The 26,225-nt window shown below is 67.7% G+C and carries 21 protein-coding genes and 2 tRNA genes; 5 read left to right on the forward strand and 18 right to left on the reverse strand.

Annotated elements, in window-relative coordinates:
* Window positions 1–25 precede the first annotated feature (25 nt).
* The 6 genes from MEBOL_RS36975 to MEBOL_RS36995 all read right to left on the reverse strand — a co-directional run bounded on the left by MEBOL_RS36975 (window position 26) and on the right by MEBOL_RS36995 (window position 7,371).
* Window positions 26–544 (reverse strand): DUF4240 domain-containing protein, encoded by a 519-nt coding sequence (locus tag MEBOL_RS36975; RefSeq protein ID WP_095981812.1) that lies wholly within the window; start codon window positions 542–544, stop codon window positions 26–28.
* A 25-nt stretch (window positions 545–569) separates the two neighbouring features.
* Window positions 570–1,331, reverse strand: coding sequence for a hypothetical protein (locus MEBOL_RS36980; RefSeq protein WP_095981813.1), 762 nt, complete (start codon window positions 1,329–1,331; stop codon window positions 570–572).
* Between the two features lie 185 nt (window positions 1,332–1,516).
* Complete coding sequence (locus MEBOL_RS36985) at window positions 1,517–2,665, reverse strand: hypothetical protein (protein WP_157823894.1); 1,149 nt, start codon at window positions 2,663–2,665, stop codon at window positions 1,517–1,519.
* On the reverse strand, window positions 2,650–3,351 hold the full coding sequence (locus tag MEBOL_RS36990; RefSeq protein ID WP_157823895.1) for a hypothetical protein: 702 nt from the start codon (window positions 3,349–3,351) through the stop codon (window positions 2,650–2,652). Before MEBOL_RS36990 ends, MEBOL_RS36985 begins: the two co-directional genes overlap by 16 nt.
* Window positions 3,338–3,841 (reverse strand): HNH endonuclease signature motif containing protein, encoded by a 504-nt coding sequence (locus MEBOL_RS41645; protein WP_157823896.1) that lies wholly within the window; start codon window positions 3,839–3,841, stop codon window positions 3,338–3,340. Before MEBOL_RS41645 ends, MEBOL_RS36990 begins: the two co-directional genes overlap by 14 nt.
* A 266-nt stretch (window positions 3,842–4,107) precedes the next feature.
* The gene (locus tag MEBOL_RS36995) at window positions 4,108–7,371 is read right to left on the reverse strand and encodes a C45 family autoproteolytic acyltransferase/hydrolase (protein WP_095981816.1); all 3,264 of its coding nucleotides are present in this window, start codon (window positions 7,369–7,371) and stop codon (window positions 4,108–4,110) included.
* A 162-nt stretch (window positions 7,372–7,533) separates the two neighbouring features.
* Here MEBOL_RS36995 and MEBOL_RS37000 point away from each other — a divergent pair, with 162 nt between their 5' ends.
* Complete coding sequence (locus tag MEBOL_RS37000; RefSeq protein WP_245919191.1) at window positions 7,534–9,000, forward strand: penicillin-insensitive murein endopeptidase; 1,467 nt, start codon at window positions 7,534–7,536, stop codon at window positions 8,998–9,000.
* Window positions 9,001–9,012: 12 nt separating this feature from the next.
* On the opposite strand, the gene MEBOL_RS37005 is transcribed toward MEBOL_RS37000, so the two are convergent.
* From MEBOL_RS37005 to MEBOL_RS37025, 5 genes are read right to left on the reverse strand one after another with little or no spacing between them, the layout of a single operon-like run.
* Entirely contained in the window at window positions 9,013–9,984 is a 972-nt protein-coding gene (locus tag MEBOL_RS37005) for a hydroxymethylglutaryl-CoA lyase (protein ID WP_095981818.1), read from the reverse strand.
* A gap of 52 nt (window positions 9,985–10,036) precedes the next feature.
* A complete protein-coding gene (locus MEBOL_RS37010; protein ID WP_095981819.1) occupies window positions 10,037–10,774 on the reverse strand; it encodes a class I SAM-dependent methyltransferase in 738 nt (245 codons plus the stop codon).
* Window positions 10,771–11,976, reverse strand: a complete 1,206-nt coding sequence (locus MEBOL_RS37015) for an aminotransferase class I/II-fold pyridoxal phosphate-dependent enzyme (RefSeq protein WP_095981820.1) — start codon at window positions 11,974–11,976, stop codon at window positions 10,771–10,773. The genes MEBOL_RS37010 and MEBOL_RS37015 overlap by 4 nt, the downstream gene beginning before the upstream one ends.
* A 16-nt stretch (window positions 11,977–11,992) precedes the next feature.
* Window positions 11,993–12,934: a phosphatase PAP2 family protein gene (locus tag MEBOL_RS37020; protein ID WP_095981821.1), complete on the reverse strand. Its 942-nt coding sequence runs from the start codon at window positions 12,932–12,934 to the stop codon at window positions 11,993–11,995.
* Window positions 12,931–15,423 (reverse strand): efflux RND transporter permease subunit, encoded by a 2,493-nt coding sequence (locus MEBOL_RS37025; RefSeq protein ID WP_095981822.1) that lies wholly within the window; start codon window positions 15,421–15,423, stop codon window positions 12,931–12,933. Before MEBOL_RS37025 ends, MEBOL_RS37020 begins: the two co-directional genes overlap by 4 nt.
* 404 nt (window positions 15,424–15,827) lie before the next feature.
* On the opposite strand from MEBOL_RS37025, the gene MEBOL_RS37030 reads away from it, so the two are divergent.
* Together MEBOL_RS37030 and MEBOL_RS37035 are read left to right on the forward strand one after the other, a co-directional pair.
* Window positions 15,828–17,333, forward strand: a complete 1,506-nt coding sequence (locus MEBOL_RS37030; RefSeq protein WP_095981823.1) for an aminotransferase class I/II-fold pyridoxal phosphate-dependent enzyme — start codon at window positions 15,828–15,830, stop codon at window positions 17,331–17,333.
* Between the two features lie 7 nt (window positions 17,334–17,340).
* Entirely contained in the window at window positions 17,341–18,522 is a 1,182-nt protein-coding gene (locus MEBOL_RS37035) for a GNAT family N-acetyltransferase (protein ID WP_095981824.1), read from the forward strand.
* A gap of 9 nt (window positions 18,523–18,531) precedes the next feature.
* Here MEBOL_RS37035 and MEBOL_RS37040 read toward each other — a convergent pair whose 3' ends face one another.
* Window positions 18,532–19,101, reverse strand: a complete 570-nt coding sequence (locus MEBOL_RS37040) for an MlaC/ttg2D family ABC transporter substrate-binding protein (RefSeq protein WP_095981825.1) — start codon at window positions 19,099–19,101, stop codon at window positions 18,532–18,534.
* A 70-nt stretch (window positions 19,102–19,171) separates the two neighbouring features.
* On the reverse strand, window positions 19,172–20,680 hold the full coding sequence (locus MEBOL_RS37045) for a TolC family protein (RefSeq protein WP_342747705.1): 1,509 nt from the start codon (window positions 20,678–20,680) through the stop codon (window positions 19,172–19,174).
* Between the two features lie 167 nt (window positions 20,681–20,847).
* Between MEBOL_RS37045 and MEBOL_RS37050 the strand changes: the two genes are divergently transcribed.
* Together MEBOL_RS37050 and MEBOL_RS37055 are read left to right on the forward strand one after the other, a co-directional pair.
* A complete protein-coding gene (locus tag MEBOL_RS37050; protein ID WP_095981826.1) occupies window positions 20,848–21,771 on the forward strand; it encodes a class I fructose-bisphosphate aldolase in 924 nt (307 codons plus the stop codon).
* A gap of 359 nt (window positions 21,772–22,130) precedes the next feature.
* A complete protein-coding gene (locus tag MEBOL_RS37055; RefSeq protein WP_245919193.1) occupies window positions 22,131–23,231 on the forward strand; it encodes a polyprenyl synthetase family protein in 1,101 nt (366 codons plus the stop codon).
* Window positions 23,232–23,375: 144 nt separating this feature from the next.
* Here MEBOL_RS37055 and MEBOL_RS37060 read toward each other — a convergent pair.
* The 5 genes from MEBOL_RS37060 to MEBOL_RS37080 form a co-directional block, all read right to left on the reverse strand.
* Window positions 23,376–23,448: transfer RNA gene (locus MEBOL_RS37060), tRNA-Ala, on the reverse strand.
* Window positions 23,449–23,524: 76 nt separating this feature from the next.
* Window positions 23,525–23,597: transfer RNA gene (locus MEBOL_RS37065), tRNA-Ala, on the reverse strand.
* A gap of 54 nt (window positions 23,598–23,651) precedes the next feature.
* Window positions 23,652–24,050 carry a hypothetical protein gene (locus MEBOL_RS37070; protein WP_095981828.1) on the reverse strand — a complete coding sequence of 133 codons (399 nt, stop codon included), beginning with the start codon at window positions 24,048–24,050 and terminating at the stop codon, window positions 23,652–23,654.
* A gap of 60 nt (window positions 24,051–24,110) precedes the next feature.
* A complete protein-coding gene (locus MEBOL_RS37075; protein ID WP_425437659.1) occupies window positions 24,111–25,490 on the reverse strand; it encodes an RsmB/NOP family class I SAM-dependent RNA methyltransferase in 1,380 nt (459 codons plus the stop codon).
* Window positions 25,491–25,517: 27 nt separating this feature from the next.
* A complete protein-coding gene (locus MEBOL_RS37080) occupies window positions 25,518–26,207 on the reverse strand; it encodes a response regulator (RefSeq protein ID WP_245919196.1) in 690 nt (229 codons plus the stop codon).
* Window positions 26,208–26,225: the final 18 nt, after the last annotated feature.

Consider the following 26,225-nt stretch of genomic DNA (forward strand, 5'->3'; position numbering starts at 1 on the left):
CGGGTTCAGGTACATGCACCCAGGGTCATTTCTCGTTCCGGGCCCAGACGGAAGGAAACCTGTGCGCGAGTTCCTCCTCGCGCCATTTCTCCCCCGTGGGAGCAGCAGGTCCCGCAGTCAAGGCCGGAGGAAGCTCGCATCCCGTCATCGCTTCATATGCACGGGCTGGCACGTACCGAAACTCCTCGAAGAACACGTCTTCGACTCCAGGCGCGTCGACAACGCGGATGAGCGACTCGGCGTTCGCCACCGCGTCCTCGAAAACACGGCGCCCCATCGAGATGAGCCAACTGCGAAAGTCCGCGAAGCCATCATCCGAGCAGCCGCCCGCGACGATGTACGCAACCCCCCACAAGTCCCACTGAAAGGCCGCGTCCATCCGGTCCTGGAAATGGGCGCTGAATTCGACGATCTCCTCAGGAGGCAGCCTCGACAATTGCTTCCAGAGTTCCTCGGCCTGCCTTCGTGCATTTCCATCTGCCCGTTCCGGATCGACCACTCGCCGGGAGGCCTCGATGAGGATCCAGAACTGATCGATATTCATGAGACCAGAACCCCGTCGGATGGCCTCATGGCTGGACGGAACGAGGCTGAGGCTCCTCCTTCTTGGAGGGGATGTAACACTTCCCCTGGTACTCGGCGGTACTGCGCGGACAGGGCGCGCTCTGGGTGTGCAGAATCCAGCAGCCACCGCGAATCTCCACTTCCGTCACGGGGATGCAGGGCGGCGTCGCCTGCTGTTTGAAGGGTTTCTCGGGCATGGGGTAGCCAATGGCCACGGGGAAGGAGAAATCCCGCGCGTTGCCGAAGGAGATGGAGTCCTCTGGCAGGGAAGGCATCCCCGTGTCGTGTGCGAGCCGCGTCTCAGCGGGCTCGCCCGAGCCCGGCCGTAACCACAGCACGAGTCCCGCCACAAGCAAGAGTCCCACCGCCGCGAGTCCCCAGCGCAGTGGTTGGCGGCGTGAGCGCGCAGGAGACTTCCGGGCGAAGAGCGTCGGGGCTTCTTCCCGCGCATCGAGGCTTGAGAGAGCACCCGCCGTATGGATGGCGCCCAGGGTCAGTTCATGCACGGTTGGCGCCGAGGAGTCGTGTAGCGGCTCGGCGTCCACGATGAGAACCCCGGGCTCGGGGAAGTTCGTGGTCCGCAGACACCAGGGGGTGGGCAGGCGCCAGTCCTCGCCGCTCGGCGGAATCACCGCCAGCGCGGGCTCCCTCGTCTCGAGGTGGTGTGCCTCATGAAGTCGGCACTCGTCCTCGGGGATGCCCGGGTAACGCTCACCAATCCGATACGGGCCGATGCGCTGGCCCTTCCACTCCCTCGTGTCACTCATGTTCCTGCCTCCCGAGCCCTCGCTTCCTACTCCGGATGTCGGGTCGCTGTACAGACCCGAAAGGTCAATGCGGGACACTTGTGACAAAGGAACGGAAGGTCCCCAGCCATAAATCCAGTGCCCATTGCTCAGCCATGAGCCTGATAGCCTCGCGGGTCGTGGCGTCTCAAGCATCCGCCCTGCGGCTAGGGCAAGGTCAGCATGGACGGAACACCTTTCATCCAGGCCAAGCGCCCCTCACGAACAGCGCGTGCTGCCCATTTGCGATCGGAATCCTTGATTTGGCATGTGTTCCCGCCTTCCCCGTAGACCAAGACGTGCTCGATGTGACTGACCCACTCCTCGTATTCGTCCACTCGATGAATACGCTCCCCAAATCTCCAGAATACCCCTCCATTTTGCGAGTGGGTGCGCCGCATGTCGACCTGAACGCTTGCGTGGACATCAGCTCCTACTGGCCGTATCAAGAGGTCTACCCTGGCGGACTCTAGTCCTAGCCAGCCCATACCCTCCGCTTCTTTAACATCCTGTGCTTGCACGGCCTCCACGACCAGCACGCCTGGCATCGCAAAGTGAGCAACATTGCCGGTGACAACAGCGCCAGCTTTTTCCTCTGATTCGTCGATTCGCAGCCCAAGATTTCTCAACGGCATCCGCTGGCATTGGTTCAGCTCAATCGAGACAGCACAACGGTGTCGCGGTATCGCGACGCGTTCCTCGAATCCCTCGATGAAAACATGGGCCTCCAGGCGCCACGTGACACGGTCCGCGTCCCAATTCGTATCAACACAGGCGCTGAGTTCGCCCCATAGTACTTCCAGTCGCGGAAGTTTCTGCTGGGGTACGAGAATCTTCAGCAAGTCCGCGCGAGTGGCCGTTCGAACGCTCGTCCCTTCTCGCCAGGGCACCTCGCACCGGATCTCTCCCCTGGACTGGTTGAAGTGGGGGTTCTGAACCACGAAGGGAGCGCGCTCCGTTTCGAACAGGATTGCGACGACTGTCTTACCCTCGTCGGCAACAGGGATTCCGAGTTCGTAGGGCGTGGGAGCGGGTGGATCGAAGTGCGTGCTCACCTGCCTCCACCAACTGGCGAACTCCACGAGGTCGACCCCCACTACCCCCACCCCCTCCTTGAGCCCTATCAGCCAAAGGATGGGTTCACCCCGTGCCGCATTGGCGTGCCCGGCGACTCGACGCGCAATCTGATGAAACTTGTCCAGCCACTCGGATTTCAGTTCGACTCGCGCGTCCTCGACTGGTTGCTTCTTTTGCACCCGCTCGATGATTGAACGCGCCCACAGCTCGATTTCGGCTGGTCTCACGATATCACCCACGACTCACAGTCTGACTTACAAACCCACTCGCCTACTGGCAATATAGCGAGGTCGTTCCTCGACGCCTTGCACGGCACCATACCATCCAGCCAACTCCGCTGGACTGCCGACGTGGCGGATGAGGCAAGATCGGACTCTACGAGCCTCGCCATCATCGCGACTTCGCTCTGGAGAACATCCACAAGAGAAGGGCTGTCCTCGTCGCCTGTTGCCTCTCCCTCACCGCCCGCCGGACGTCCCCGGCCGTCGCCGCCTACCGGACGTCTCCGACCGTCGCCCCCGCCTGCAGGCTCCTGCCCGCGCCACCTCTCCGCCTTTGTATTGGCCAACTCGGCGCGGAACGCGTGGAAGATGGTGAGCTGACGCTGCATGATGTCATCCAACGTCCGGCGGGCCCTCTCCAGCTTCCGCAGGTCCGCGTCTTCAAACAGTAGCACCTCGGCGGCAAGTCGTTCACGCAGCGGCCCGAGGACGGCTTCTTCTCCGGCCAGCTTCATGGTGAGCGCGCCCTTCACCACCCGCGCCATGTTGCCCAGGTTTTCGTAGATGGCCGGGAGGACGCGCTCCGTGTGATGGCGCACGTTTCCATCGGCAACCGCAGCACTACTGTAACCAGCAGCCATTAGGAGATCAGCGGGGAGCAGATCACCACCAAGCACAACTCGACTCCCCTCAGTCTCCTCCATCGTCTTCGCTGTTGGCCTTCACTGCCTTCACCACCGTTCTGGCGACCCAATCCTTCTTGCGGCTCTTGAGTTGGTGGCAATTTGCGCAGAGACAACGGAATGTCGAGAGGGGATCCTTCCGTCCCTCGACATGGTCAAGTTGCAAGCACCGCACGTCTGGGAACCCACAGTCTGCGCACCGGTACCGTGCGTTCCTTGCCGCGTGCAGTGCGCCCTTTCCATAGTTCTTGCGCTCTGATCCGTTGGTCCGCGAGGAGAGCCACCGGGCTACAATCTGCTCGCGTTCCTCAAGGAAGTCCCATGCTACTTTCCTCCGATCTGATTCAAGATTCGTAGGGCCCTGGGTCTCGTAGAGGTAGCGCAGCGCCGTCTTGAGACAGCCCTGCACCGAAGATGGTGCGGCATCAACACGTCCCTGGATGAGTGACGGGTTATCGAACCGCTCAGAGGGAATCAAGAACTCGTCGGGTACTTCGATTCGATGCTCCACGGCGCTCCTCCTAGTGCAATGCCGAGCTTCCAAGCGGTTGGAATGCTCTGAGCCCCGCCTTCTTGTCACAGCTCAGTCCGTGGGCGGCAACGAAGATGGTCCAGGAGAGCATTCGTCAGCGATGAAGATTTCCTCCGGCTGCCGCTCATCCTTCAACACCACCACTATGAACCTCGTCTTCACGAGGTTCAGATGCAGGACGGGATTCATTTCATTTGAACTTGTCTCCCCTGCCCTAAAGCTCCGGCATCGGCGCCACGCCCCGCTCAGATGTCCCCGTCCGTCGAGGTGAGCGGCTTCACCTGGGGCGCGGGCGGCTCCGGGGGCAGGTCCACCGACAGCGCGTCGAGGTCGTGGAAGCCCTTGGCGCTCACCGCGCCATTCTTGAAGAGCGCCCAGCCCTGGAGCTTTCCCGGCTGGAAGGCGCGCGTCATGTGCCACAGTTCCAACCCGCTGTTGGCCAGGTACAGGTAGAGCATCCGCTTCGGGTTCCACGGGTTGGGCAGCGCCACCGCGAGCCCATCCTCGGAGTTCCCGTACGTCTTGCCTCGCCAGCGGAAGAAACGCCGACCCGGCTCCACCAGCAGCTTCTTCTCCGCCGCCATCCGCGCCACCAGCGCGTTGTCCTCCAGGCCTCCGAGCACGAACAAGTCCTTCGAGGCCAGCTCCGCCTCCGTCACCTCGGCGTCCGTCCTCAGCGGCGCGACCTGGTCCGTCGACGCATCCGCCACGGTGTCCCGGAAGTTCAGGCTCAGCGTCCGCCCGGCCTCCACCCCACGCGCCGTGCCGTGCACGAAGAGCAGTTGCTCGAAGTCATCCAGGGCGTTGGAGAGCACCTGGAAGTGCTCGCGCGGCACCGGAATGTCGTTGGTGGGGTTGAACACCACGCGCTGGGGCCGCTCGGCCACGTGGAAGGTGAAGGTGTCCTTGGCGCCCTTCACCTCCACGCGCTCCAGCGTCGAGCCCTTCGCGGACACCAGCTCCACCGTGGTGACGAAGTGATAGGGCGTGCCCCCCTGCTCCACCGTGAGCGTCACGTCCTGGCCCTTGAGGCCCGGCGCCACGCTGGCGCTCACGCGCGGCGTGGGCAGTCCTCCGCGCTCCACCCACTGCTTCACGAAGGGAGACAAATCCCTCCCCGCCGCCTGCGACGCGGTGCGGATGAAGTCCTGGGTGGTGATGTCCTTCTGGGCGAAGCGCTCGTGCACCTTGCCCATGACCCGAGAGAAGGCCGTGTTGCCCAATAGCAGCCGCATCTGGTGCAACAGGAAGGTGCCCTTGATGCGGGGAATGGCATAGGTGCCATAGCGGTCGTACGAGGTCCGCGCGGCCACCGGCACCACGTCCTGCTCGCGCGCCGTCAGGTAGAGGTAGCGGGCGTTGAGCTCCGCCAGGGCGTCGCGTTGGACCTTGAGGGCCTTGTCCGCCGAGTCCGGCAGCTTCTCGAGCAGGTACCAGTAGGCCGCCGTGCCACTCACCAGCCAGTTCTCTCCATCCGAGGCCGGGAAGACGGTGTTCGCCCACAGGCTCTTCTTGTCGAAGCTCAGCGCCTCCTTCACCTTCGAGGTGTCCCGCTTGGGCTCCGGCGCCTTTGTCTCCGCGAGGCGCTTCGCCCGGGCGGCCTGGAGCTTGTCCGTCACGAAGATGGGGCTGAACGTGGTGTAGCCCAGCGTCAGGTGCGGCGTGGCGCCGGGCAGATCCTGAATCCACCGGCCTCCCACCATCTTCTCGCGCAGCGTCGTCTTGCCGTAGTGCGCGAGGAACATGAGCTGGCGCGCCATTTCATCGGTGGTGATCTTCCCGTCGCACGCGTGGGGGCGGTTGATGGGGCTGGAGGCCAGCATGCGGATGGCGTTGTCCAGGTCGATGCCGCCCTGGCCGTACTTCTCGAAGTATTTCTGGAAGGCGATGTCCCGGTTCCAGGTGTTGAAGGCCAGATCCACCGGGGCGTTGCGGGGGTTGGCGATGGACTCCTTGCGCACCTCCAGGTCCCGGTTGTTGTTGTTGGCCCAGATGAAGTCCTTGAGCTTGCCGGGCGTGTCCGCGGCGTGATCGTCATCCCCGGTGCGCCACATGCGCGACGTCTTCGTGCCGAGCGTGAAGCAGGCCCCCTCCCCCGTCTTGGTATCCGCCAGGGTCCAGTCGTTGGAGTACAGGCCGTTGTTGTTCTCCTGGAGGATGCGCGCCACGTCGTCGATGGAGGAGGCGTACTGAGCGGCCTTGCGGATGCGGTTGCTCTGCGGCGTGCCGTCCGGCTCGAAGGGCGTCTGGCCCACGGTCGTCTCGCCGATCACCACGCCCGCGTCGTTGAGGTACCAGTCCGAGCCGCTGTGGATGCCGCCCGGGAAGGTCTGCAGGATGACGCGATGGCCTCGCGCGGGCTTGACGTCCAGCATCACGTCCCAGTGCACCCCCGTGTAGCCGTTCCACATGAAGATCTGCCCCATGATGAAGCGGCCATCCCGGGTCGCCGACTTCGTGGCCACGAAGGACGAGCAGTGATCTCCCTCCCCCGCGCGGGCCGCCTCGTCCTCGGCCTTGAGGAAGGTGCGTCCGGACAGCGCCGTGGCGCTCACGTGGTTGGCGGACTCGAGCTGGCCCAGGTCCACCTCCGAGTTGAGGACCGCGATGTCCAACAGATCCAGCTCCCGATCCTTGAACTTCACGCCCGCCTTGTTGACGCCGTCCGCGATGCCGCGCATCTCCTCGAGGAACTCGGGCTCGTATTTGCGCAGGAAGAGCGAGTCGGTGAGCAGCCGCAGCTGCGCCCAGCCATTGACCACGTCCTGCTTGTTCTTCAACGTGCCCAGCTTCTCCATGTAGCGCACGACGTCGTCCGCCACGAGCTCGCCGTATTGCAGGCCCCGCTCGTGGGGCTCGCCCTCGATGTGGATGTATTTCCATCCCCCGTCGTCGTAGCGGAAGCCCTTGCCCGCCCACCGCACGGACTCCAGGGGGATGTACTCGGTGATGTCGTCCACCTCCTCCACGCGCACGTCATCGAACCATGCCGAGCCCGTGGCCGCGCCGTTGCGCCCCAGGTGCAGGCGCACGGCATCCTCCGACTGGATGGCGAAGAAGAGCACCGACACCCGCCCCTCCTGCTCCGCGCCGGGCGAGGGCGAGCAGTTGGTGAAGGCGAAGCTCTTCATGGACAGACACGCGCCCATCGCCGTGGGGTAGCGCGCCTGGGGATCCGCTCGCACGCCCCGGGTGCGCACCCACGCGCTGAGCCGGTAGAGGCGGCCCACCTGGAGCTTCACCGGCTTGGACTCGACAGTCGTCTCGGCGCCCGAGGCCGGGTGCTCGATGACGAGTCCGCGCGCGCCCTCGCTCTTGCCCTCCGTGCTGGAGATGACCCGGCCCGCGCCACTCACGCTCCATTCCGTGGGCAGTCCCGCGGCGGCTCGCTCCTCGAAGCCCGCGTTGGGCACGGCCACCCGCGCGGCCCAGGAAGGAAAGGCGTGAAAGACTCCCAAAGCGAGCAACCAGGCGCCGAGCGGTCTCGGGAGATGAAGAAGAGGACTCATGGTGCGGGGGTTTTCCCCGCTCCCCTCCCCAGCGTCAACCCGCCCCGCCCCGGAGGCCGAGTCGACCGCCACCGCCGGTATTGGGCCGCCCGCCTGAACGCCCTGCCAGCGAGCGCGCTTTGTTTTGTTCCTCATGGAATTTCGAGCGATGCTGAGGACTCAGTGCGTTCCCCATCCTGGCTCCCCCTTTTGCTGTGCGTCGGCTGCACCGCGCACGTCATTCCCACCGTCACCTCCTCCGCGGTGCCCGCGACCGTGACGGAGGCCGCGCCATCCTCCCCCGAGGTGGTCCAGGCCCCCGTGACAGCGGAAACACCGGTGGAGACGGAACCTCGCGCGGCTCCAGTCGCCACGGCCGCCGCGCCCGCCGAGAGCGAGGCCGAGGAAGACGAGGAGTCGGGGGACGGCTCCGAGTCACCCGAGGGCGAGGAGGAGTCCGAGACGAGCGCGGGCACCGAGCCGTTCCTGGGGCCGCTCTACACCGCTGAATGGTCGGACGAAGCCCTCACGGAGCTGTGGAAGAAGCAGCCCAAGACGCTCGGCTCCATCTCGGTGGGGTTCGTGCACAGCGGGCGGATGGTGAACTCGGTCCAGTTCCCGCCCGGCGAGGAGTGGATCGTCGTGTCCCCCGAGCGGACGTGGGCCACCCAGGAGACGATCGACGCCGTCATCCGGGCCATCCGCGAGGTGCGCGCCGAGCACCCCAAGGCCCCGCGGCTCCGGGTCAATCAAATCAGCTCCCAGGACGGCGGCTACATGCGTCCGCACAAGAGCCACCAGAGCGGCCGGGACGTGGACCTGGGCTTCTACTACCCCACCGAGGAGCCCATCCGGGTGCGCGAGCGCGAGAGGCATATCGACCTCGAGCTGAACTGGGCGCTCATCAAGGCGCTCGTGGTGCACACCGACGTGCAGATGATCCTCGTGGACAAGCGCGTGCAGAAGGTCCTGCGCGAGTACGCGCTGACGCACGGCGAGGACCCGAAGTGGGTGGATTCGCTCTTCCTCGGGAACTCGCCCCTCATCAAGCACGCGCGCGGCCACCGCGACCACTTCCACGTGCGCTTCTTCAACGCACGCGCCCAGGAGCTGGGCTGGCGCATCGCGCCGCTGCTCGCGCTGCAGCCGGACCACAACATGCTCATGCACCGGGTGCGCTCGGGCGACACGCTCGGGGCCATCGCGCTCAAGTATGGCTCCGGGGTGACGGCCATCCAGAAGGCGAGCCGGATGCGTGGGACGTTCTTGCGGCTCGGCCAGGTGTTGACGGTGCCCCTGCGCGGCCCCTGCACCCGCTGCCCCGTGCCGCCGCACGTCGTCATTCCGCCGAGGCGCATGCCGCCCGGATTCGAGCCCCAGGCGCCCGCCCTGGCCAGTCCGTCGGCCCCCGCCCCCACCGAGACTCCGGTGCCCGAGGCCCCTCCGGCCGTCGCCGAGCCCACGCCCGTGGCGCCCGCGGAGACTCCGGCGCCCGAGGCCCCTCCGGCCGTGGCCACGCAACAGGCCCCCACCGAGGAGCCCGCGCCCACCGTGGCGGCACCGTCCGAGCCCCTGCCCACCGCCCCCGTGCCGTCCTCGGGAGGCGGCCTGCCCGCGACGGCGGACACCTCGGCCAGCACGGTTCAGTGACGCTTCACGGATTCAAGGGCGGGCCCGGCGGCTCGCCTTCTCGCGCTCGCCCAGGGCGGCCTGGAGGAACTTGCCCGCCAGCTTCCGGCCGATGAGTTCCTGGGCGACCATGCCCGCCTCGACGAGCTTGTCGAGGTTGATGCCCGTCTCCACGCCCATGCCGTGCAGCATGTAGACGATGTCTTCGGTGGCCAGGTTGCCCGCCGCGCCCGGCGCGTAGGGGCAGCCGCCGAGTCCGCCGATGCTGGCGTCGAACGTCGTCACGCCCATCTGCAGGCCCACCAGCGCATTGGCCAGCGCCGTGCCGCGCGTGTCGTGCAGGTGCAGCGCCAGGGCCTCCACCGGCAGGTGCTCGAGCAGCGCGGAGAGGATGGTCTCCGTCTGCCGGGGCGTGCCCACGCCGATCGTGTCCCCCAGGCTCAACTGGTAGATGCCGTCCGCGTAGAGCGCCCGGCTGATCTCCACCACGCGCGAGACGGGCACCTCCCCTTCATAGGGACAGCCCCACACGGTGGACAGGTAGCCGCGCACCCGCATCCCCGCCTTCAGCGCCGCCTCGCTCGTCTGGCGCGCTCCGTCCACGGCCTCGGCGATGCTCTTGTTGATGTTCTTGTGCGAGTGGGCCTCGGACGCGGAGATGAACACCGCGGCCTCCTCCAGCCCCGCCTCCTTCGCGCGCTGCAGGCCCTTGAGGTTGGGCACCAGCGCCGAGAACGTGACGCCCTCGCGCCGCCCCACCAGGCGCAGCAGTTCCTCGGCGTCCGAGAGCTGCGGAATCCACTTGGGGTGGACGAAGGACGTCACCTCGATGCGCTTCTCGCCCGCGGCGATCAACGCCTCGATGAGCCGCGCCTTGTCGCGCGTGGGCAAGGTGCGCAGTTCGTTCTGCAAGCCGTCGCGAGGGCCGACCTCGTAGAGGTCCACCCGCCGAGGCAGAGAGCCAAGCCCTGTGACGCGGGGGCCGCGATGTTGGTTCGAATCCACTGGAGGCAACCTTGTGTAGAGATGTCCGCCAAACCCGCGCCGCGCAACGCTCTCAACTCCGCCGCGTCGCGGCGCCCACGATGAGGTCCATGGAGGCGTCCGTCAGCGGCCCACCCTCCAGCCCGCCATGCACCCAGAGCACTGAAAACCCTGTGAATTCCAACAGTTGCGTTAATTCCGCGAGCGGATAGTAACGGATGGAATAACGGCCGGAAAGCAAACGGCCATCGGGAAGCGTCAACCGCCGGTGGCCCTCGTCCCGACCACGCACCGCGTCGAAGTGGCTCTCCTCCGACAGGAGGCTTCCGTCCGGCAGTCGGGTGGAGAAGGTCGCCTCGCCCTGGGAGGAGATGCGCGCGTGGGGCACGGTGTGGAACACCAGGCGCCCGCCCGGCCGCAGGCACCGCGCCACCTCGCGCAGCAGCGCCACGTGCTCCTCGTCCGAGAAGACGAACAACGTCGAGTACCAGGAATAGGCGCCCGCGAGCGAGCCCGTGCGAAATGGCAGGGCGCGCAGGTCCGCGCGCACGGCGGGAAAACCCGGCAACCGCTCGCGCAGGGACAACGCATCCAACTCCAGGCCCAGGATGCGGCCGGCCAGGGGACCCTCGGCGTTCAGGGGGGCGGCGTGCCGCCCATGACCACACCCCAGGTCCACGATGGCTCCGGGCACCTCGAGGTCGCCCAGGGACTCGCGCAGGTAGGCCACCTCCCGCGCCGTCGTCTCCGCGGACAGGAAGGGCCGCGTGGAGCGCAGATACAGCTCCCCGAAGAAGCGCGAGGTCGTCATCCCGCGCGCCGAGGGGAGAGCCCGTCCTTCAACCGCCGCGCCGCATCATCCAGGATCGCGTCGGACTTGCAGAAGGCGAAGCGCGCCATCCCCTGCCCCAGATGCCTGTGCTCGGGCGCGTAGAAGACACTGGGCGGAATGGCCGCCACCCCCACCCGCGTCACCAGGTGGCGGCAGAAGGCCACGTCGTCCCCCAGCCCCTGGCCGGAGATGTCCGCGAGGATGAAATAGCTGCCCTCCGGGACGTGGGCCTTCAAGCCCGCCTGGGCGAGCCCCGCGAGCAGGCGCTCGCGCCGGGCGAGGTACTGGGCGCGCAGCTGCTCGAAGTAGGTGTCCGGCAGCCGCAGCGCTACCGCCATGGCGGCCTGGAGGGGCGAGGCCGTGGCGAAGGTGACGAACTGGTGCGCGCGCTGCACCGCGTCCCGCAGCGCGGGCGGCGCGATGATCCACCCCACCTTCCACCCGGTGAAGCTGAACGACTTGCCCCCGCTGCTCACCGTCACCGTGCGCTCGGCGAGCCCGGGCACCGTGGCGGCGCGCACGTGCCGCGCCGGGGCGAAGACGATGTGCTCGTAGACCTCGTCCGAGAGCACCTTCACGTCATGCTCGGCGCACAGCTCGGCGAGGAACGCGAGCTCCTCGCGGGTGAACACCTTGCCGGTGGGATTGTGGGGCGTGTTGAGGATGAGCAGGCGCGTGCGGGGGCCGAACGCCGCGCGCACCTCGTCCCGATCGAACCACCAGGTGGCGTGCGTGGCGTCCGGGGGCCGCAAGGGCACGTAGCGCGGCCGGGCGCCGACGAAGGCGATGTTGGCGTCGTACGAGTCGTAGAAGGGCTCGAAGGCCACCACCTCGTCGCCCGGATCCACCAGGCCCAGCAGCACGCAGAAGATGGCCTCGGTGGCGCCGCTGGTGACGGTCACCATGGTGTCCGGATCAATCCCCTCCTGGCCGTGGAAGCGCGCGCCGTGCTCGGCGATGGCCTCGCGCAATACCTTCAGGCCGACGCTGGGGGCGTACTGGTTGATGCCCGAGAGGATGGCCTGATGGGCGGCCTCCTTCACCGCGTCGGGCCCGTCGAAGTCGGGGAAGCCCTGCCCCAGGTTCACCGCGCCGTGCTTCAGGGCCAGGGCGCTGAATTCGGAGAAGACGGTGGTGCCCAGCGGCCCCACCCGGCTCGCGAGGATCTGCCTGCTGCTCATTCGGACGCTCCCTTGCTCAGGAGCGTACGATAGCGTCCATCTCCACCTGGCGCGTCATGGAACCTCGCGTCAGTCGGCTCCAGGTCATGGCGCCACCAAACGCCCCCAGGACCAGCGGCATGGCGCACAACAGGTCCGTCGCGTAGTGGAAGCGCCCCACCAGCGTGGCCACGATGAGGCCGAGCGCCGGCAGGAACATCACCCGGAAGACGCGCCGCTCGAAGCGCCAGGCGTACACGAGCACCAGCAGGGCCGTCCCGGTATGCCCCGAGGGGAAGCAGTCCTTGGCGAAGGTCGGCTGGCGCATCGCCGACTCCAGGAAGGGCGTGAGCCACAATCCCTGGAGGCTGTCGGAAAAGGAGCTGAACAGGAAGTAGCGCGGGCCGATGGCCGGCACCCAGGTGTAGAGCACGAAGTTGCAGGCGAAGAAGAGGGCGAGCGCCAGCAGGTACTCGTCGAAGGCCTCACGGCGGCCGGAGAAGTACAGGGCGACGCCCAGCACCAGGGGCCAGACGAAATGGCCGTAGTAGCACACCAGCAGCACATCCATCAGCCAGGCGGGAATCCACGCCCCGAACACCACGGCGGCCTGGGCGCCGAACAGGTGTTGATCCAGGGCGGCGATCCGCGCGTCCCGCAGCACCGGGGTGACGCCGTTCACCAGGGGACCGAGCATCCCATGGCCCACGCTCACCACGGGCAGCAGCCAGAAACACGCCACGAAGGCGAGCAGGCGCTGCCGGGGATAGTAGGTCTCCAGGGTGCGCAGCAGGAGCGGGCCCAGAGCGAACACCGCGAAGACGAACGCGGAGGACCCCGCCCCCGGAGCCCAGCGGAACGGCCCCAGGAGCAACAGGGCCGCGCAGGCGCACGAGAAGACGATGACGAGGTCCGCCGCACGCAGTTCAACCCACTGCGTGTCCTGTGCGGTGCGATGCTCCGAAAGCCTGGTCTTCACGCAGATTTACGCTCCCCTGGCTCCGCGGCCTCCTCCCCAGGGGAAGTGCCGACTTCCAGGCGCTGAACCCGACCCGCCTCAACCCCGCTCCGGCCCTTACGTCTCTCAAGTAACGCGAGCATCGCCGGAAAGAACACGGTGGTGCCCAGGAAGGTACACACGACGCCCAGGAGTGCAATCTGGCCAATCGAGCGCAGCCCCGCATGGTGGGAGATCAACAGGGCCCCGTAGCCCGCGGCGTTGGACAGCGTGGCCACCACGGCGGCCAGGCCCGTGTGCCGCACCACATGCCCCAGCGAGCCCGGCCCCTCCTCCTCGTAGCGGTGGAAGAGGTGGACCGAGTTGTCCACGGCGATGGCGAGCAGGTTGGGCAGCACCACGGCATTGATGAAGTTGAGCTGTACGCCGAACAGGTGCATCCCTCCGGCCAGACAGAGCATGCCCAGGAAGAGCGGCCCGGCCACCAGGCAGGCGCGCTTGAAGCTGCGCAGGCTGACCAGGATGGTGAAGAAGACGACGGCCGCGGCGGCCCAGAGGATGAAGGGCCCGTCCGCGCGGACCAGGGAGAAGATGCGCGCGGCGATCCGGTTGCTGTCGAGGATGGCCAGGTCCACGCCCCGCTGCTTCGCCCCGGCGATCACCTCGTCGAGCTGCGAGGCCCACGCCGACAGCTCGCGCGTGTCGTGGTTGGACACCGAGGGGAAGAGCAGCAGGAACATCCCCTTGCCGTCCATCGCCTCGAAGCGGCGGCGCACCTCCAGGGGCAGTTGCTCGGCGCCGTAGGGCTGGGCGGCGAGCATCTTCGCCACCGTGTCGACGCGGGGATCCTTCCGGGCCTCCTCGGGCAGGTTCTCCAGGGTGGTGCGCAGCGCGGCGATGTGCGTCTCGTGCCCCGGCACGTCCTGGGGCAGCAGATCATTGAGGGACGCGGAGCGCTGGAAGGTGGACTCGGCGCCGTGCCGGACCTTCACCTCCCGGATGACCTCTTCCACCACCCGGGCCTGCTGGAGGTCGTCCACGAGGAGGATGGCGGGATTGAGGGGGGTGCCCGTCTGCTCGGTGATGTGATCGTCCAGGCGCACCGTGGGCGAGTCGCCCTTGAGGTTGCGCATGTTCGTCTCGAAGCCCACCTGGGGCAGCACGTAGAGCGACCACCCGGCGAAGCCGAGCACCGCCACGAGGATGCCGGCGATGGTCGGCGTGGGCCAGCGGCGGCCCGTGGACGCCCTGCCCCGCTCCGCGCGCACGGGCTCTGACTTCTCCGGCGCCCCGGTGCCATCGCCCGGCCGCTTGCGCTCGGCGATCATGAGCAGCGCGGGCCCCAGGCCATAGGCCATCAGCACGGCGAGCAGCACGCCCACGCCCGCGAGCAGACCGAACTGCCGGAAGGCCTCGAACTGGGCGAACACGAGCACGAAGAAGGCCGCCGCGTTCGTGAGCGCCGAGGTGAGCGCTCCGGCGAAGGTGCCCCGCACGGTGCGGGCGAGCGCCTCGGCGGCCGGGTGCTCGCGCCGCTCCTCCGCGTAGCGCATGGTCAGGTGGATGCCGTACTCCAGGCCCAGGCCGATGAGGATGGCCACGAGGAAGCCCGTGACGATGTTCAGGTGGCCGATGGCCAGCTCGGCGAAGGCGAACGTGAGCGACACGCCGAAGACGACGGGCACGCCCACCACGGCCAGGGCCCACAGCCGCCGCGTGGCCAGCAGGATGATGCCCACCGCCATCACCGCCGAGAGGATGCCCGCGCGCGTGAGGTCCTCGCGCATCACCTTGTCCTCGTCGAGCCGCGCCGCGAAGGCCCCCGCGTAGTCGAGCTGGACTCCGGGCCAGCCCTGGACCTCGGCGTTGGCCACGTCCTGCACCGCGCCCACCAGCCGCTGGGCGAACGTGATGTCCCCCGCCGTGCCGTCCGGCTTCACCATCAGGTACATCTCCGAGCCGTCCTGGCTGGAGAGGTCCGCGCGCATGGGGGACTCGGGGCTGTACTTCTTCACGATCGCGTCGAAGTCCGGCGGCGCGGCCTTGTCGCCGAGCAGATCCATGCCGATCGCCCGCTGCTTCTCGTAGCGAAGCCGCGCCTCCACGTCGTGACGCAGCGCGCCCAACTGCTCGGTGGGCAGGAGCCACAGGCCGCGCTCCTGGAAGAAGCCCACGTCGAAGTGGTGCTCCACGTAGCGCACCTCGGGCAGCGCCTCGAGCTTGCGGGCCAGCCCCTGGGCGAAGGCGCGCAGCCGCTCGGTCGAATCCCCTCGCGCGCGCACCACCAGGTAGCCGTCACCTCCGGCCTTCTGGGACACCCGCGTGAGATCCTTCACCTCGGGTGCCTCGCTGGGCAGCAGTTCCACGAAGGAGCCGCGGAACTCCAGACGGCCCGCCAGCAGCGCGCCACCGAGCCCCAGCAGCACGAACACGAGCAACACCCGCCAGGGCCGCGCGAGCGAGGTGTGGATGAAGGACTTGAACCATCGCTCTCGAAAAGACTCAGCCACGCATGACCCCGGTTGAGTGAAGACCCGCAGAAAGCAAAATTCTAAACACCTGTCACGGGCCCAAAGAACTCCCGTCCCAACACCGAGCGTCCGGGCGGACTTCCTCCTGGAGCGGAGCTTTTCTGATCTCCCGGTACGAGAGGGACGAACAGGGGGCACCGGGTGTGCAGAGGGTTGCGCACTCGCCCGCCAGACAACGCTTCGGGCGCGCGGGCCCCCCTCCAAAGGCCGCTTGATCGTCCACCTGACGGGTGATTCGGCGCACGGCCGATGCCTTGACACCCGGGAGGTGACTCAATATTGACCGCCCACGCCAAGCCCCCCGAGCAAGGACGAGCACCCTGCGGCCTTGGGTCGATTCTCCACCCGGGTCCCGGACACGGCTGCGCCTTAGAGACGACGACATGAGTGACGTATTCGAGAAGTGCCGCAGCTGGAAGGACTACCGCATCGCCAAGGCCACGGGGCTCTACCCGTACTTCCGCGCCATCGAGGAGTCCTTTGGTGCCACGGAGGTCCAGATCGAGGGCCGCCGCGTCATCATGGTCGGCTCGAACAACTACCTGGGCCTGAGCGCGGATCCGCGGGTCAAGGAAGCGGCGATCAAGGCCGTGGAGCGCTACGGCACCACGTGCTCGGGCTCGCGGCTGCTCAACGGGACGCTCGCGCTGCACGAGGAGCTGGAGCACCAGCTCGCCAAATTCCTCAACCGGGAGTCGGCGCTCGTCATCTCCACGGGATTCCAGACGAACCTGGCGCTCTCCTCCATCCTGGGCCGCCACGACATCGTCTTCGCGGATCGGCAGAACCACGCCTCGCTGGTGGACGGCGTGCGGCTGTCCTTCGCCACCGAGCGCAAGTTCCGCCACAACGACCTCGGGCACCTCGAGCAGCTGTTGCAGCAGGCCTCGGAGAAGGAGCCCAACGCGGGGAAGATCATCATCACCGATGGTGTGTTCTCCATGGAGGGAGACATCTGCGACCTGCCGCGCATCGTGGCGCTGGCGAAGAAGTACAACGCGCGGGTGATGACGGATGACGCCCACGCCATGGGCGTGCTGGGTGAGCAGGGCCGCGGCACCTCGGAGTACTTCGGGCTGGAGGCGGAGACGGACCTGGTGATGGGCACCTTCTCCAAGAGCTTCGCGTCGCTCGGCGGCGTGCTCGCGGGGCCCCAGGACGTCATCAACTACATGCGCCACAAGTCGCGCTCGGTCATCTTCTCCGCGTCCATGACGCCCGCCTCGGTGGCCTCGGCGCTCAAGTCCCTGGAGATCATCCAGGCCGAGCCCGAGCGGCGCGCGCGGCTGCTGGACATCGCGGAGAAGATGCACAACGGCTTTCGCGCCATGGGCTTCGACACGGGCGTGTCGGTGACGCCGGTGGTGCCGGTGCACATCGGGGATCAGGTCAAGTGCTTCCGCTTCTGGAAGGCCCTGCACGAGGCGGGCGTGTTCGCCAACCCCGTGGTGCCCCCCGCGGTGGAGTCGGGCCACGCGCTCATCCGCACCAGCTACATGGCCACGCACACGGACGAACAGCTCGACCGGGTGCTCGACATCTTCGAGCGGATTGGCAAGAAGCTGGACGTCATCCCCCAGACGCGGCCCTCCACCTATACGCCGGTGAAGATCGCCCGGCCCCACACCTTCGTGCGCGGCAACCAGGCCTCGGAGAAGTGGGCCGCCGCGAGCGCGGGCGAGCTGTCCCAGCAGGGCTTCTCGTTGGATCAGCTCTTCGAGGCGGTGGAGACGCTCACCTGGCGCGCCGCCAACCTGCAGCCCAAGGACATCCGCGAGCTCGGGCGGATGCCGAGGAAGCTCTGGGCCAGGCGCGCGCACCTGCCCGGTATGCTCTTGGAAAAGGGCGCCAACCTCTTCATCCGCAACGGACGCGAAGACAGGAGCTAGTCCCGCCATGGCCGTCGCCGCCGAATCGCTCGCCGCCGAGTCCCCGTCCCCTCCCCTGTCCGCCCGCGTGGAGGTGACGCCCGTGCGCACCTCGGCGGAGCGCACGGCCTTCATCCGCTTCGCCTATACCGTCTACCAGGGAGATCCCCACTGGGTGCCGCCCCTGGAGATGGAGCGCCGGGACTTCATGGACCCGCGCAAGAACCCCTTCTTCGAGTTCGGCGAGGTGGAGTTCTTCCTCGCCCGGCGCGACGGGCAGGTGGTGGGGCGGATCGCCGCGGTGAACAACCCGCGCTACAACGAGTTCCAGAAGACGAACGTCGGCTTCTTCGGCCTCTTCGAGTGCGTGAATGACGCGGGCGTGGCCCAGGCCCTCTTCGAGGCGGCCGCCCACTGGCTGCGTGCCCGGGGCTTCACGTCCGTGCTCGGGCCGATGAGCTACTCCACCAACCACGAGGTGGGACTGCTCATCGACGGGTTCGGCACGCCGCCGTCCATCATGACGACGTACAACCCGCGCTGGTACCCCGCCCTGCTGGAGGCCAACGGCTTCACCAAGGCGAAGGATCTGTACGCGTGGGAGCTGTCCGCCTCCACCCCGCCGCCGGAGAAGGTGGCGCGCGTGGCCGAGAAGATCCGCCAGCGCGAGGGGGTCACCGTGCGCCCGGTGAACCTCAAGGACTTCGACGCGGAGGTGACGCGCATCAAGACGATGTACAACTCGGCGTGGGAGAACAACTGGGGCTTCGTGCCGATGACGGAGGGCGAGTTCGACCACCTGGCGAAGGAGTTGAAGCAGATGGTGCGCTCGGAGCTGGTGCTCATCGCCGAGGTGAAGGGAGAGCCCGTGGGCTTCGGGCTCACCCTTCCGGACGCGAACGAGGCCATCAAGGCCGCCAACGGCCGGCTCACCACGTTCGGCCTGCCCATCGGGCTCGCGAAGCTGCTGCTCGCCTCGCGCCGCATCCGCCGCTTGCGCCTCGTCCTGCTGGGCACCGTGGAGGGCTACCGGCGCCGGGGCCTGGACGCCATCCTCTACCTGGACACCCTGCGCAAGGCGCGCGAGCTGGGCTTCGAGGGCGGGGAAATCTCCTGGACGCTCGAGGACAACCACCTCGTCAACCGCGCCATCGAGTCGATGGGCGGCCAGCGCTCCAAGACGTTCCGCGTCTACGAGAAGCCCCTCTGAGCACCCCGCTCAGGGGACGATCTTCTTCTCGATCTGGGCCCGCTTGGTCTTGAGCGTGGCCAACAGTCCGTCGAAGCCCTTGGTGGCGAGGACCCTCCGGAACTCCTCCTGGTAGGATTCCAGGAGCGACACGTCTTCGGTGACGACGTCGTAGATGCGCCAGCCGCTCTTGTCGTCCGTCCGGTAGAGCTTGTAGTCCACGGGGAAGCGCTCGCCCCGGTTGATCTTCACCGTGGTGGCCACGCGGGCGTCATTTCCCTGGATGGACTCCTCGCCGTACCGCACCTGGGCCTTTCCCTGGCCGAGCGCCCGTTGGGCGTAGGAGGCGCGCAACAGCCCCTCCATGGTGCCGGAGAAGTCCTGGCGCTGGGCGGGCGTCAACTTGTTCCAGGTGTCGCCCAGGGCACGCCGGGACAGTTCCCCGAAGTCCACGAAGCGCTCCACCGCCTTGGACAACTGCTCCACCGTGGCGCCCTTGGCCGAGGCGATCTTCTGGACATCGGCGCTGCCCGTCTTGACGACGTCCAGGGGACTGGGCGCGGTGGTGAGCAGCATGGCGGTGACGAGGGAGACGAACATGGCGGGGAAGCTCCGGAGTCCAAGGAAGGTAACTGACGGGGGGTCATGACACACCGCGAGGTGGACTTATTCACGGCCCTCGGGGCGAGGTGCCCATGGCCCGGGCGAGCCCCGCCCGAGCCACCTGGAAGTCGTGCCAGCTCTGGGCCCGATCGGCCGACGCCTGGGCGAGCGCCGTGAAGGCCTCGATCAGATCCCGGGTCCCGCTCGTGCCCAGGTCGAACGCGCTGAAGGCGGCCGTGGCCCAGCGCCTCGCCTCGCGCTCGGCCTGACTCAGGGCCCGGGCCCGCTCCAGCGCCATCATCAGCTCGCCGTGGACCTTGGTCACCTCCAGGCGGATGGCGGCCTGGAGCAGGCGCTGCTGCGCCTTGAGCTTGTCCAGCTCGGCCCGGGACTGATCCAACTGCGCCTGCTTCACCGGAAAGTCGAAGGTGTAGCGCGCCACCAGCCCCACCCCCGCCTCGCGATCATTATAAGGATCGAAGGCGAAGGGATCCCGCTGCCGCGTCGCGCTCGAGGTGTAGCGCAGGGTCAGGAAGCCCGCGAGCCCCAGGTCCGGGAAGAAGCCGCGCTCTCGGATGAACACCTCCTTCTCCCGGGCGATCACGCCCGCGGCGATCCCCGCCAGCTCGGGGCGTTTCTCCTCGGCCATCGACAAGGCCTCGTCCAGGGAGGTCGGCGTCACCTCGTCCTCGGGCTCCAGCTCGAACTCGGCCACCTCCACGGGCTCGCCCTCGGGCACGCCCGCGAGCAGGCGGATGGCGGCCAGGGCCAGGCGCTGGCCCTGCTCGGCCTGGGCGCGGCGCGCTTCCAGTTGCTTGCGGAAGAAGCCGACCTTGTACAGGTCCATGCGCGACACCTGATCGGACTTCGCGTCGAGCAGTTCGCGCAGTTGCGCCGCCGCGTCCTCCAGCCGCTTCGAGGTCTCGTCGAGCTGCGCCAGTCCCGAGCGCGCCAGCTGGTAGCCGAAGAAGGCCTGGGCGGCCTGGAATCCGGCCTCGTCCTCCGCGCGGGACTGGAGCGCCTTGCCGATGACGGGCCCCTGCTTCGCCGCCTCCTTCAGGGCCTGGAGCTTGCCGAAGGTGTAGAGCGGCAGCACGGCAGTGGACTCGGCGAAGGCCGTCACACCCATGCGGCCGAACTTGAAGTCGCCCTCCAGGGACGCCTCGGTGGTGGGAGGGCCCCCGAGTCCATCATTGCGGGCCTCGGGCACGGGCCCACCGAGGCCCACCCGCGTTTCGAACTTGGGAAACCAGGCCCAGTTCGCCTGGCGCAGCAGGGCCTCGAAGCGGCGCAGCTCCGCGCGGGCCTCCTCCACCCGCGCGTCCTGGGAGCGCGCGCGCTCGACGAGCCGCTCCAGGGTAAGGGGCTCGCGGCTCTCCGCTCCAGATGCCGAGGCGGGGGGTTGATCCGGCACGGATTGCTCCGCCGTGTCCCCCACCGAGGGCACTCCGTCCGGAGCCAGGAGCGCGGGAGGCGGCGTGGGGGGCGGCACCGGCACGACCTGCGCCCCCGCCAGCGTCGCGGAGAGCACCCACCCCACCGCCATGACTCGTTGCGTCTCCTTGCGGTTCACCACTCGACGTCTCCCGGGAATGCCGTGCGACGGGAGCATCCCCCGTCGAAGCGTACCGTGGACGAAAGAAATGCCACGAACTGCTTGGTCCGTTGCCACCGCATGGGCAGAATCCGCGCCGTTCAAGTTCCGCCCCGGGGGCAGTCCTCGCCCCGGCACCGAGGAGCCCCATGGCCTATACCGATCGCGTCAAGCAGATCCTCTCGTGGTACCCGTCCGACAATCCCGGCACGCTGACGAACCTGGCGCGCCTGCTCAACACCGGCACCCTCGCCGGCACCGGCAAGATGGTCATCCTCCCGGTGGACCAGGGTTTCGAGCACGGCCCGGCGCGCTCCTTCGCGCCCAACGCCGCCGGGTATGATCCGGACTATCACATCCAGCTCGCCATCGACTCGGGCTGCAACGCCTACGCCGCGCCCCTGGGCTTCCTGGAGGCGGTGGCCGGCAAGTACATGGGCGAGATTCCGCTCGTGCTCAAGCTCAACAACTCGGACACGCTCGCCAAGACGGAGTACCCCATCTCGGCGGTGACCTCGTCGGTGCGCGACGCGGTGCGCCTGGGCTGCGCGGCGGTGGGCTACACCATCTACCCGGGCTCCGGGGCGCGCAACCAGATGTACGAGGACCTCCGGGACATCATCGAAGAGGCCAAGTCGTACGGCCTGCCGACGATCCTGTGGGCGTACGCGCGCGGCAACATGTCCAAGCAGGGCGAGACGGCCATCGACGTCATCTCCTACGCGGCGCAGATCAGCGCCCAGCTCGGCGCGCACATCATCAAGGTGAAGCCGCCCGGTGACTTCCTGGAGCAGCCCGAGGCCAAGAAGGTCTACGAGCAGTACGGCATTCCCACCAAGACGATGGCGGACCGCATCCGCGACGTCGTGAAGTCCGCCTTCAACGGCAAGCGCATCGTCATCTTCTCCGGCGGCGAGGCGAAGAAGACCGAGGATCTGCTCGAGGAGATCAAGCAGATCGCCGCGGGCGGGGGCTTTGGCTCCATCATGGGCCGCAACGCCTTCCAGCGTCCCCATGCCGAGTCGGTGAAGCTGCTCAAGGACGTCATGGCCATCTTCAAGAACGCCCCGTAGGGACACCTCCCACTTCGGGTGCTGTCCCGCGGCCGGTTTTCCCTCGGAGAACCGGCCGCTTTTCATGTCGGGCGGCGCAAAACGTCTCCCGGTCAAAACACCCAGAGGGGTGTTGCGTGACCCAGGTCACGTTTTCCGGGTTGGGCCCTTCCACCGGCTCTTCGACAGCAGTATTTCTGGATATAAAGAAGCTGTTTGCTCGCGGAAAATTTTTCTGCTAGTAAAATGGGGAGAATATCCGTGGGGCTCGCCTGACCCCCCCTGCTGTCCTGCCCCGGAGGTTCGACATGCTGACATTGGTCGCCGCAGTGCAGGATACAATGCCGACGCGCGGAACCTCGGGTGCCCCCTACTCGGTCATGAAAGAGCGGAAGTCGACTCAGGCCGGGTTGCCGGCGGCGGAACAACAACAGGCACCTTCGCCCGTGGACTTCATGTCCTGGTCGAAGACGGTCCAGTACCAGACGCAAGTGGTGCTGCATCAGATCCTGGAGCTCGAGGACGAGCGGCACCTGGATCCCGCCTGGAACAAGGTGCTCGAGCAGGTGCGCAGCTACAGCCTGCGGCCCTCCAAGCGCATCCGTCCGGCGCTGGTGCTCGTGGGCTACGCCCTGGGCCGCGGCGACACGCGCGCGCCCTCGGGACTGTGGCGCTTCGCGGCGGCCACGGAGCTGCTCCACACCTTCATGCTCATCCACGACGATGTCGCGGATCAGGCCGACACGCGGCGCGGCGGCGCGGCGCTGCACAAGATGCTCGGCGAGGGGCGGCTGGGTGAGAACCTGGCGATCGTGATCGGAGATCACCTCTACGGCCGCTCGTTGGAAGTGATGCTCGGCTGCAACCTGCCGGAAGCGGACGTGGCCACGCGCTACTTCCTCAAGGTGTGCCGCTACACCGCCGCCGGGCAGTACATGGACATCCGGCTGCCGCACCAGCCCCTGTCCGAGCTGTCCATCTACCACGCGCTGCGCGTGGCCTATTTGAAGACGGCGCTCTACGGCTTCACCGCGCCGTTGGTGTGCGGGGCGATGCTGGCCGGCTCGGATCCGGAGATCATCAACAAGCTGGAGCGCTTCGGCCGCTACGTGGGCACGGCGTACCAGCTGCGCGATGACCTGCTCGGCCTCTACGGCCAGTCGTCGGTGGTCGGCAAGCCGACCGACTCGGATCTCGCCCAGGGCAAGCGCACCTTCCCGCTGCTGGCCGCCTACCTCCGGGCCACGCCCGAGGCGCGTCAGGAGATGGAGACGCTCTGCATCCCCGGCCCCAAGGACGAGACGATGCTGCAGCGGGCCCGGGAGCTCGTGGAAGCCCATGGTGGCCGCGGCGCCACCGAGCGCCTCATCGAGCGCTCCACCAACGCCGCCGCGCGCATCCTGCAGACGCTGCCCGAGGCCGGTGGTCTCAAGCAGATGCTGCGCGATCTGCTGCAGATGTTGATGATCCGCGAGGCCTGAGCGGCCCCGCCGTCTCCCCTTCCCGCGCGTGCGGCTCCTCACGAGGAGCCCGCGCGGGAGCGCTCTTCCGAGTCAGCCGCGGCGGCACGCGCCGGAAAAACAAAAGGCCCGCCAGGTGCGAAACCTGACGGGCCTGATGGGTTGTGGAGCTAATCGGGATCGAACCGATGACCTCTTGAATGCCATTCAAGCGCTCTCCCAGCTGAGCTATAGCCCCTTGTGACACGGGTGTTTTCGAAGGTGAGGGACGAGGCCCGCCGCGTACTCGTGACGGGCCTCGTCTTCTCTATCTGTGGAGCTAATCGGGATCGAACCGATGACCTCTTGAATGCCATTCAAGCGCTCTCCCAGCTGAGCTATAGCCCCACAACTCGGTGGCCACCTGGGCAGTGGCTGCCGTCCGTCGAAAGCGGCGCTCTTCTATAACTTCTTCGGCCGGGGCGCTACTCCCGAATTCGGGGGGCCGGCGTTTTTCTGCTTCATCCGCTGAGCGGTCTCCTCCCCTTCCATGAGCAGATCCGTGATCTCCCGCGCCTGGACCTCGGCCTTGTGGTGCACCTGCTCGATGGCCTTGAGCAGCGGAGCGAACGCGGCCGGCAATTCCAGGCGGCCCTTCTGGGCCTGCTTGAAGACGGCCTCGCCCAGCTCGCGGAAGACCCGCTCCTTCTCCTTCTGGAGGAAGTCGCTCTGCGTCTTCGCCTTGGCGAGCGCGGAGTGCTTCTCCACCTGCTGGCGCAGTTGGGTCAGCTGGGTCTGGGAGGCCTCGAACGCCGCCTGGATCTGACGGAGGGTCTCGGACTGCTTGGGGTCGGCTGCCACCGGGCGCAACCTCGCGGAAAGAGAACGTCCTAGCTGGGTAGCGTGCACGCGCCTGGACTGTCAACCCGCCGAGGGGTTCTTGCGCAGCCGGGCGGCGAAGAATCCCCCGCCGGGCACCCGGGGCGGCAGCGCGCGGAGGAAGGGACCGTCGCACAGCACGGCCGCTCGCTCGGCGCCAAAGACAGGTGCCAGGGGCTCCACCTCGAAGCCAGGCACCCGCGCGAGGAAGTCGCGCACCACGGCGTCGTTCTCCTCGGGCAGGAGCGAGCACGTGGCGTACACCACCCGCGCTCCGGGCTTCACCCGAGGGGCCAGCTCCACCAGGAGCTCCAGCTGCGTGGTGTGGAACTCCTCCACCGCCTTCGCGCTGAGCTTCCATTTCTGATCCGGCTCGCGCGCCAGCGAGCCCGTGCCACTGCAAGGCGCGTCCACCAGCACCACGTCCGCGCTCTCCAGGGGAAGCGGCTGGGGAAAGGACACGTGGCGCAAGGACAATTCCCGGGCCCGCTCGCGCGCCTGGGCGAGACGTCGGCGCGAACGATCTCCCGCCAGGACCCGGCCCGCGCGCCCCACCTCGTCCGCCAGCGCGAGGGTCTTGCCTCCCGCCCCCGCGCACACGTCCGCCACCGTGCATCCCTCGAGCGTGCCCTCCAGGGGACGACACGCCTCGACGATGAGCTGGCTGCCCACGTCCTGCACCTGCAACCGGCCCTCGCGCATCACCCGCGTCTCGAAGACGCGATGGCTCGCGTCGGTGATCCGCACCGCGTCCAGCGCCACGTCCACCGGGGCCGCGGCCACGCCCTCCTCGCTCAGCCGCGCCAACACCTGCTCCCGCGTCCCCGTGGGCCGTGCCCGGAAGTGCAGCGACGGCTCCTCGTCCAGCGCCGCCAGCATCGCCTCCAGCACGGGCTCCGGGTGCAGCTCCGCCAGCCGCTGCACGAGCCAGTTGGGAAAGGAGTAGCGCGTCGCCAGCCGCTCGGGGCCAGACTCGGACAGGGGCGGCTCGGCGAGCGGAGACTCCACCATCCGCGCGAGCAGATCATCCTTGATGGTGCGCGGCCGGATGGGTCCGGGCAGCTTCACCTCGGGGCCGATGCGCGCCCAGTTGGCGCCACAGAAGAGCCGGCGCCAGAGGACGTAGCGCACGAGCACCTGATCCTCCAGGAGACCAATCTTGCTCGGAGCCTGGCCCAACGTGCGCGAGGCCAGGTCCAACAGCCGCTGGTGCCGCGACAACTCGCGCACCGCCAACGCGGCGAATCGCCGCTCCTGTCCCCCCAGGCCCTCGGCGTCCTTGAGCGCCTCGGCGAGCGAGAGCTTCAAGGGCTCGCCCTTGAGGACGGACAGGTGCGCTTGAAGGGCCGCGGTCGCGGCGCGTCGGGACGGGCGCCCCAGGCGCTCCTCGTCCAGGAAGGTATCGGGCCAGAGAGTCTTCACGCTCACGTCACGTCTCGCGCGGCCCGACTACGCGTTCAGGGCCAGCGAGACGGCCAGACACCCCTCGTGGGTGCGCACCTCACGCGGTCCGGCCGATAGAAAGAAGTATTGATCCCGCCCGCGCGACTCGCCGTCCACCTCGAGCGAGCCCTCGAGCAACAACATCCCCGCGCGCAGGTGCCTGGCGCAGGGCGAATGCGTCGCGCCGGGCGCCATCCGCATCCACAGTCCACCGCCGGGCTCCTCCGCCAGGCGCACACCGGGAGATGGCGCCTCCGTCCAGACCTCCTCGGAAGGCACCCGTCCCGCGGCCCGGCGCTCCACCTCGCGCCGCAACCTCACGAAGCGCTCCACCAGCGCCATCATCTCCTCGAGCTGGAAGGGCTTGTTGAGCACCGCGTCCGGCGCGTGGGGGTTGAGCAGCTTCACCACCTCCTCGGTGGAGGAAGCACTGACGATGGCCACCGGCTGCAGCCGCTTGCGCGCCGCCTCCAGCACGATGCGCCCGCCACCGCTCGTATCCCCGATGCGCAGATCCGTCATGACGAGGGAGAAGAGCTCCTCGCGCAAGGCCTGCTGGGCTTGGGCGATGCTGCCCGCCTCCCGAACCTCGGCCTGCTCGGAGATGAGTTCCGCCATGCCCTCGCGCAGACCGGGATCATCCTCTACCAGCAGCACCTTCATCGAGGACCTCGGCCCGGCATTTTCGCGGCTCATCAACGCCCGGGGGTCCCC

The organism is Melittangium boletus DSM 14713, assembly GCF_002305855.1.
GTDB lineage: Bacteria > Myxococcota > Myxococcia > Myxococcales > Myxococcaceae > Cystobacter > Cystobacter boletus.

Excerpts from the sequence above, each read along its gene's own strand:
- MEBOL_RS36975 (WP_095981812.1), bottom strand. The coding sequence starts at position 544 with ATGAATATCGATCAGTTCTGGATCCTCATCGAGGCCTCCCGGCGAGTG.
- MEBOL_RS37030 (WP_095981823.1), top strand. The coding sequence starts at position 15,828 with ATGAGTGACGTATTCGAGAAGTGCCGCAGCTGGAAGGACTACCGCATC.
- MEBOL_RS36980 (WP_095981813.1), bottom strand. The coding sequence starts at position 1,331 with ATGAGTGACACGAGGGAGTGGAAGGGCCAGCGCATCGGCCCGTATCGG.
- MEBOL_RS36995 (WP_095981816.1), bottom strand. The coding sequence starts at position 7,371 with ATGAGTCCTCTTCTTCATCTCCCGAGACCGCTCGGCGCCTGGTTGCTC.
- MEBOL_RS37010 (WP_095981819.1), bottom strand. The coding sequence starts at position 10,774 with ATGACGACCTCGCGCTTCTTCGGGGAGCTGTATCTGCGCTCCACGCGG.
- MEBOL_RS37040 (WP_095981825.1), bottom strand. The coding sequence starts at position 19,101 with ATGTTCGTCTCCCTCGTCACCGCCATGCTGCTCACCACCGCGCCCAGT.
- MEBOL_RS37015 (WP_095981820.1), bottom strand. The coding sequence starts at position 11,976 with ATGAGCAGCAGGCAGATCCTCGCGAGCCGGGTGGGGCCGCTGGGCACC.
- MEBOL_RS37080 (WP_245919196.1), bottom strand. The coding sequence starts at position 26,207 with ATGAGCCGCGAAAATGCCGGGCCGAGGTCCTCGATGAAGGTGCTGCTG.
- MEBOL_RS37055 (WP_245919193.1), top strand. The coding sequence starts at position 22,131 with ATGAAAGAGCGGAAGTCGACTCAGGCCGGGTTGCCGGCGGCGGAACAA.
- MEBOL_RS37035 (WP_095981824.1), top strand. The coding sequence starts at position 17,341 with ATGGCCGTCGCCGCCGAATCGCTCGCCGCCGAGTCCCCGTCCCCTCCC.
- MEBOL_RS37050 (WP_095981826.1), top strand. The coding sequence starts at position 20,848 with ATGGCCTATACCGATCGCGTCAAGCAGATCCTCTCGTGGTACCCGTCC.
- MEBOL_RS36990 (WP_157823895.1), bottom strand. The coding sequence starts at position 3,351 with ATGGAGGAGACTGAGGGGAGTCGAGTTGTGCTTGGTGGTGATCTGCTC.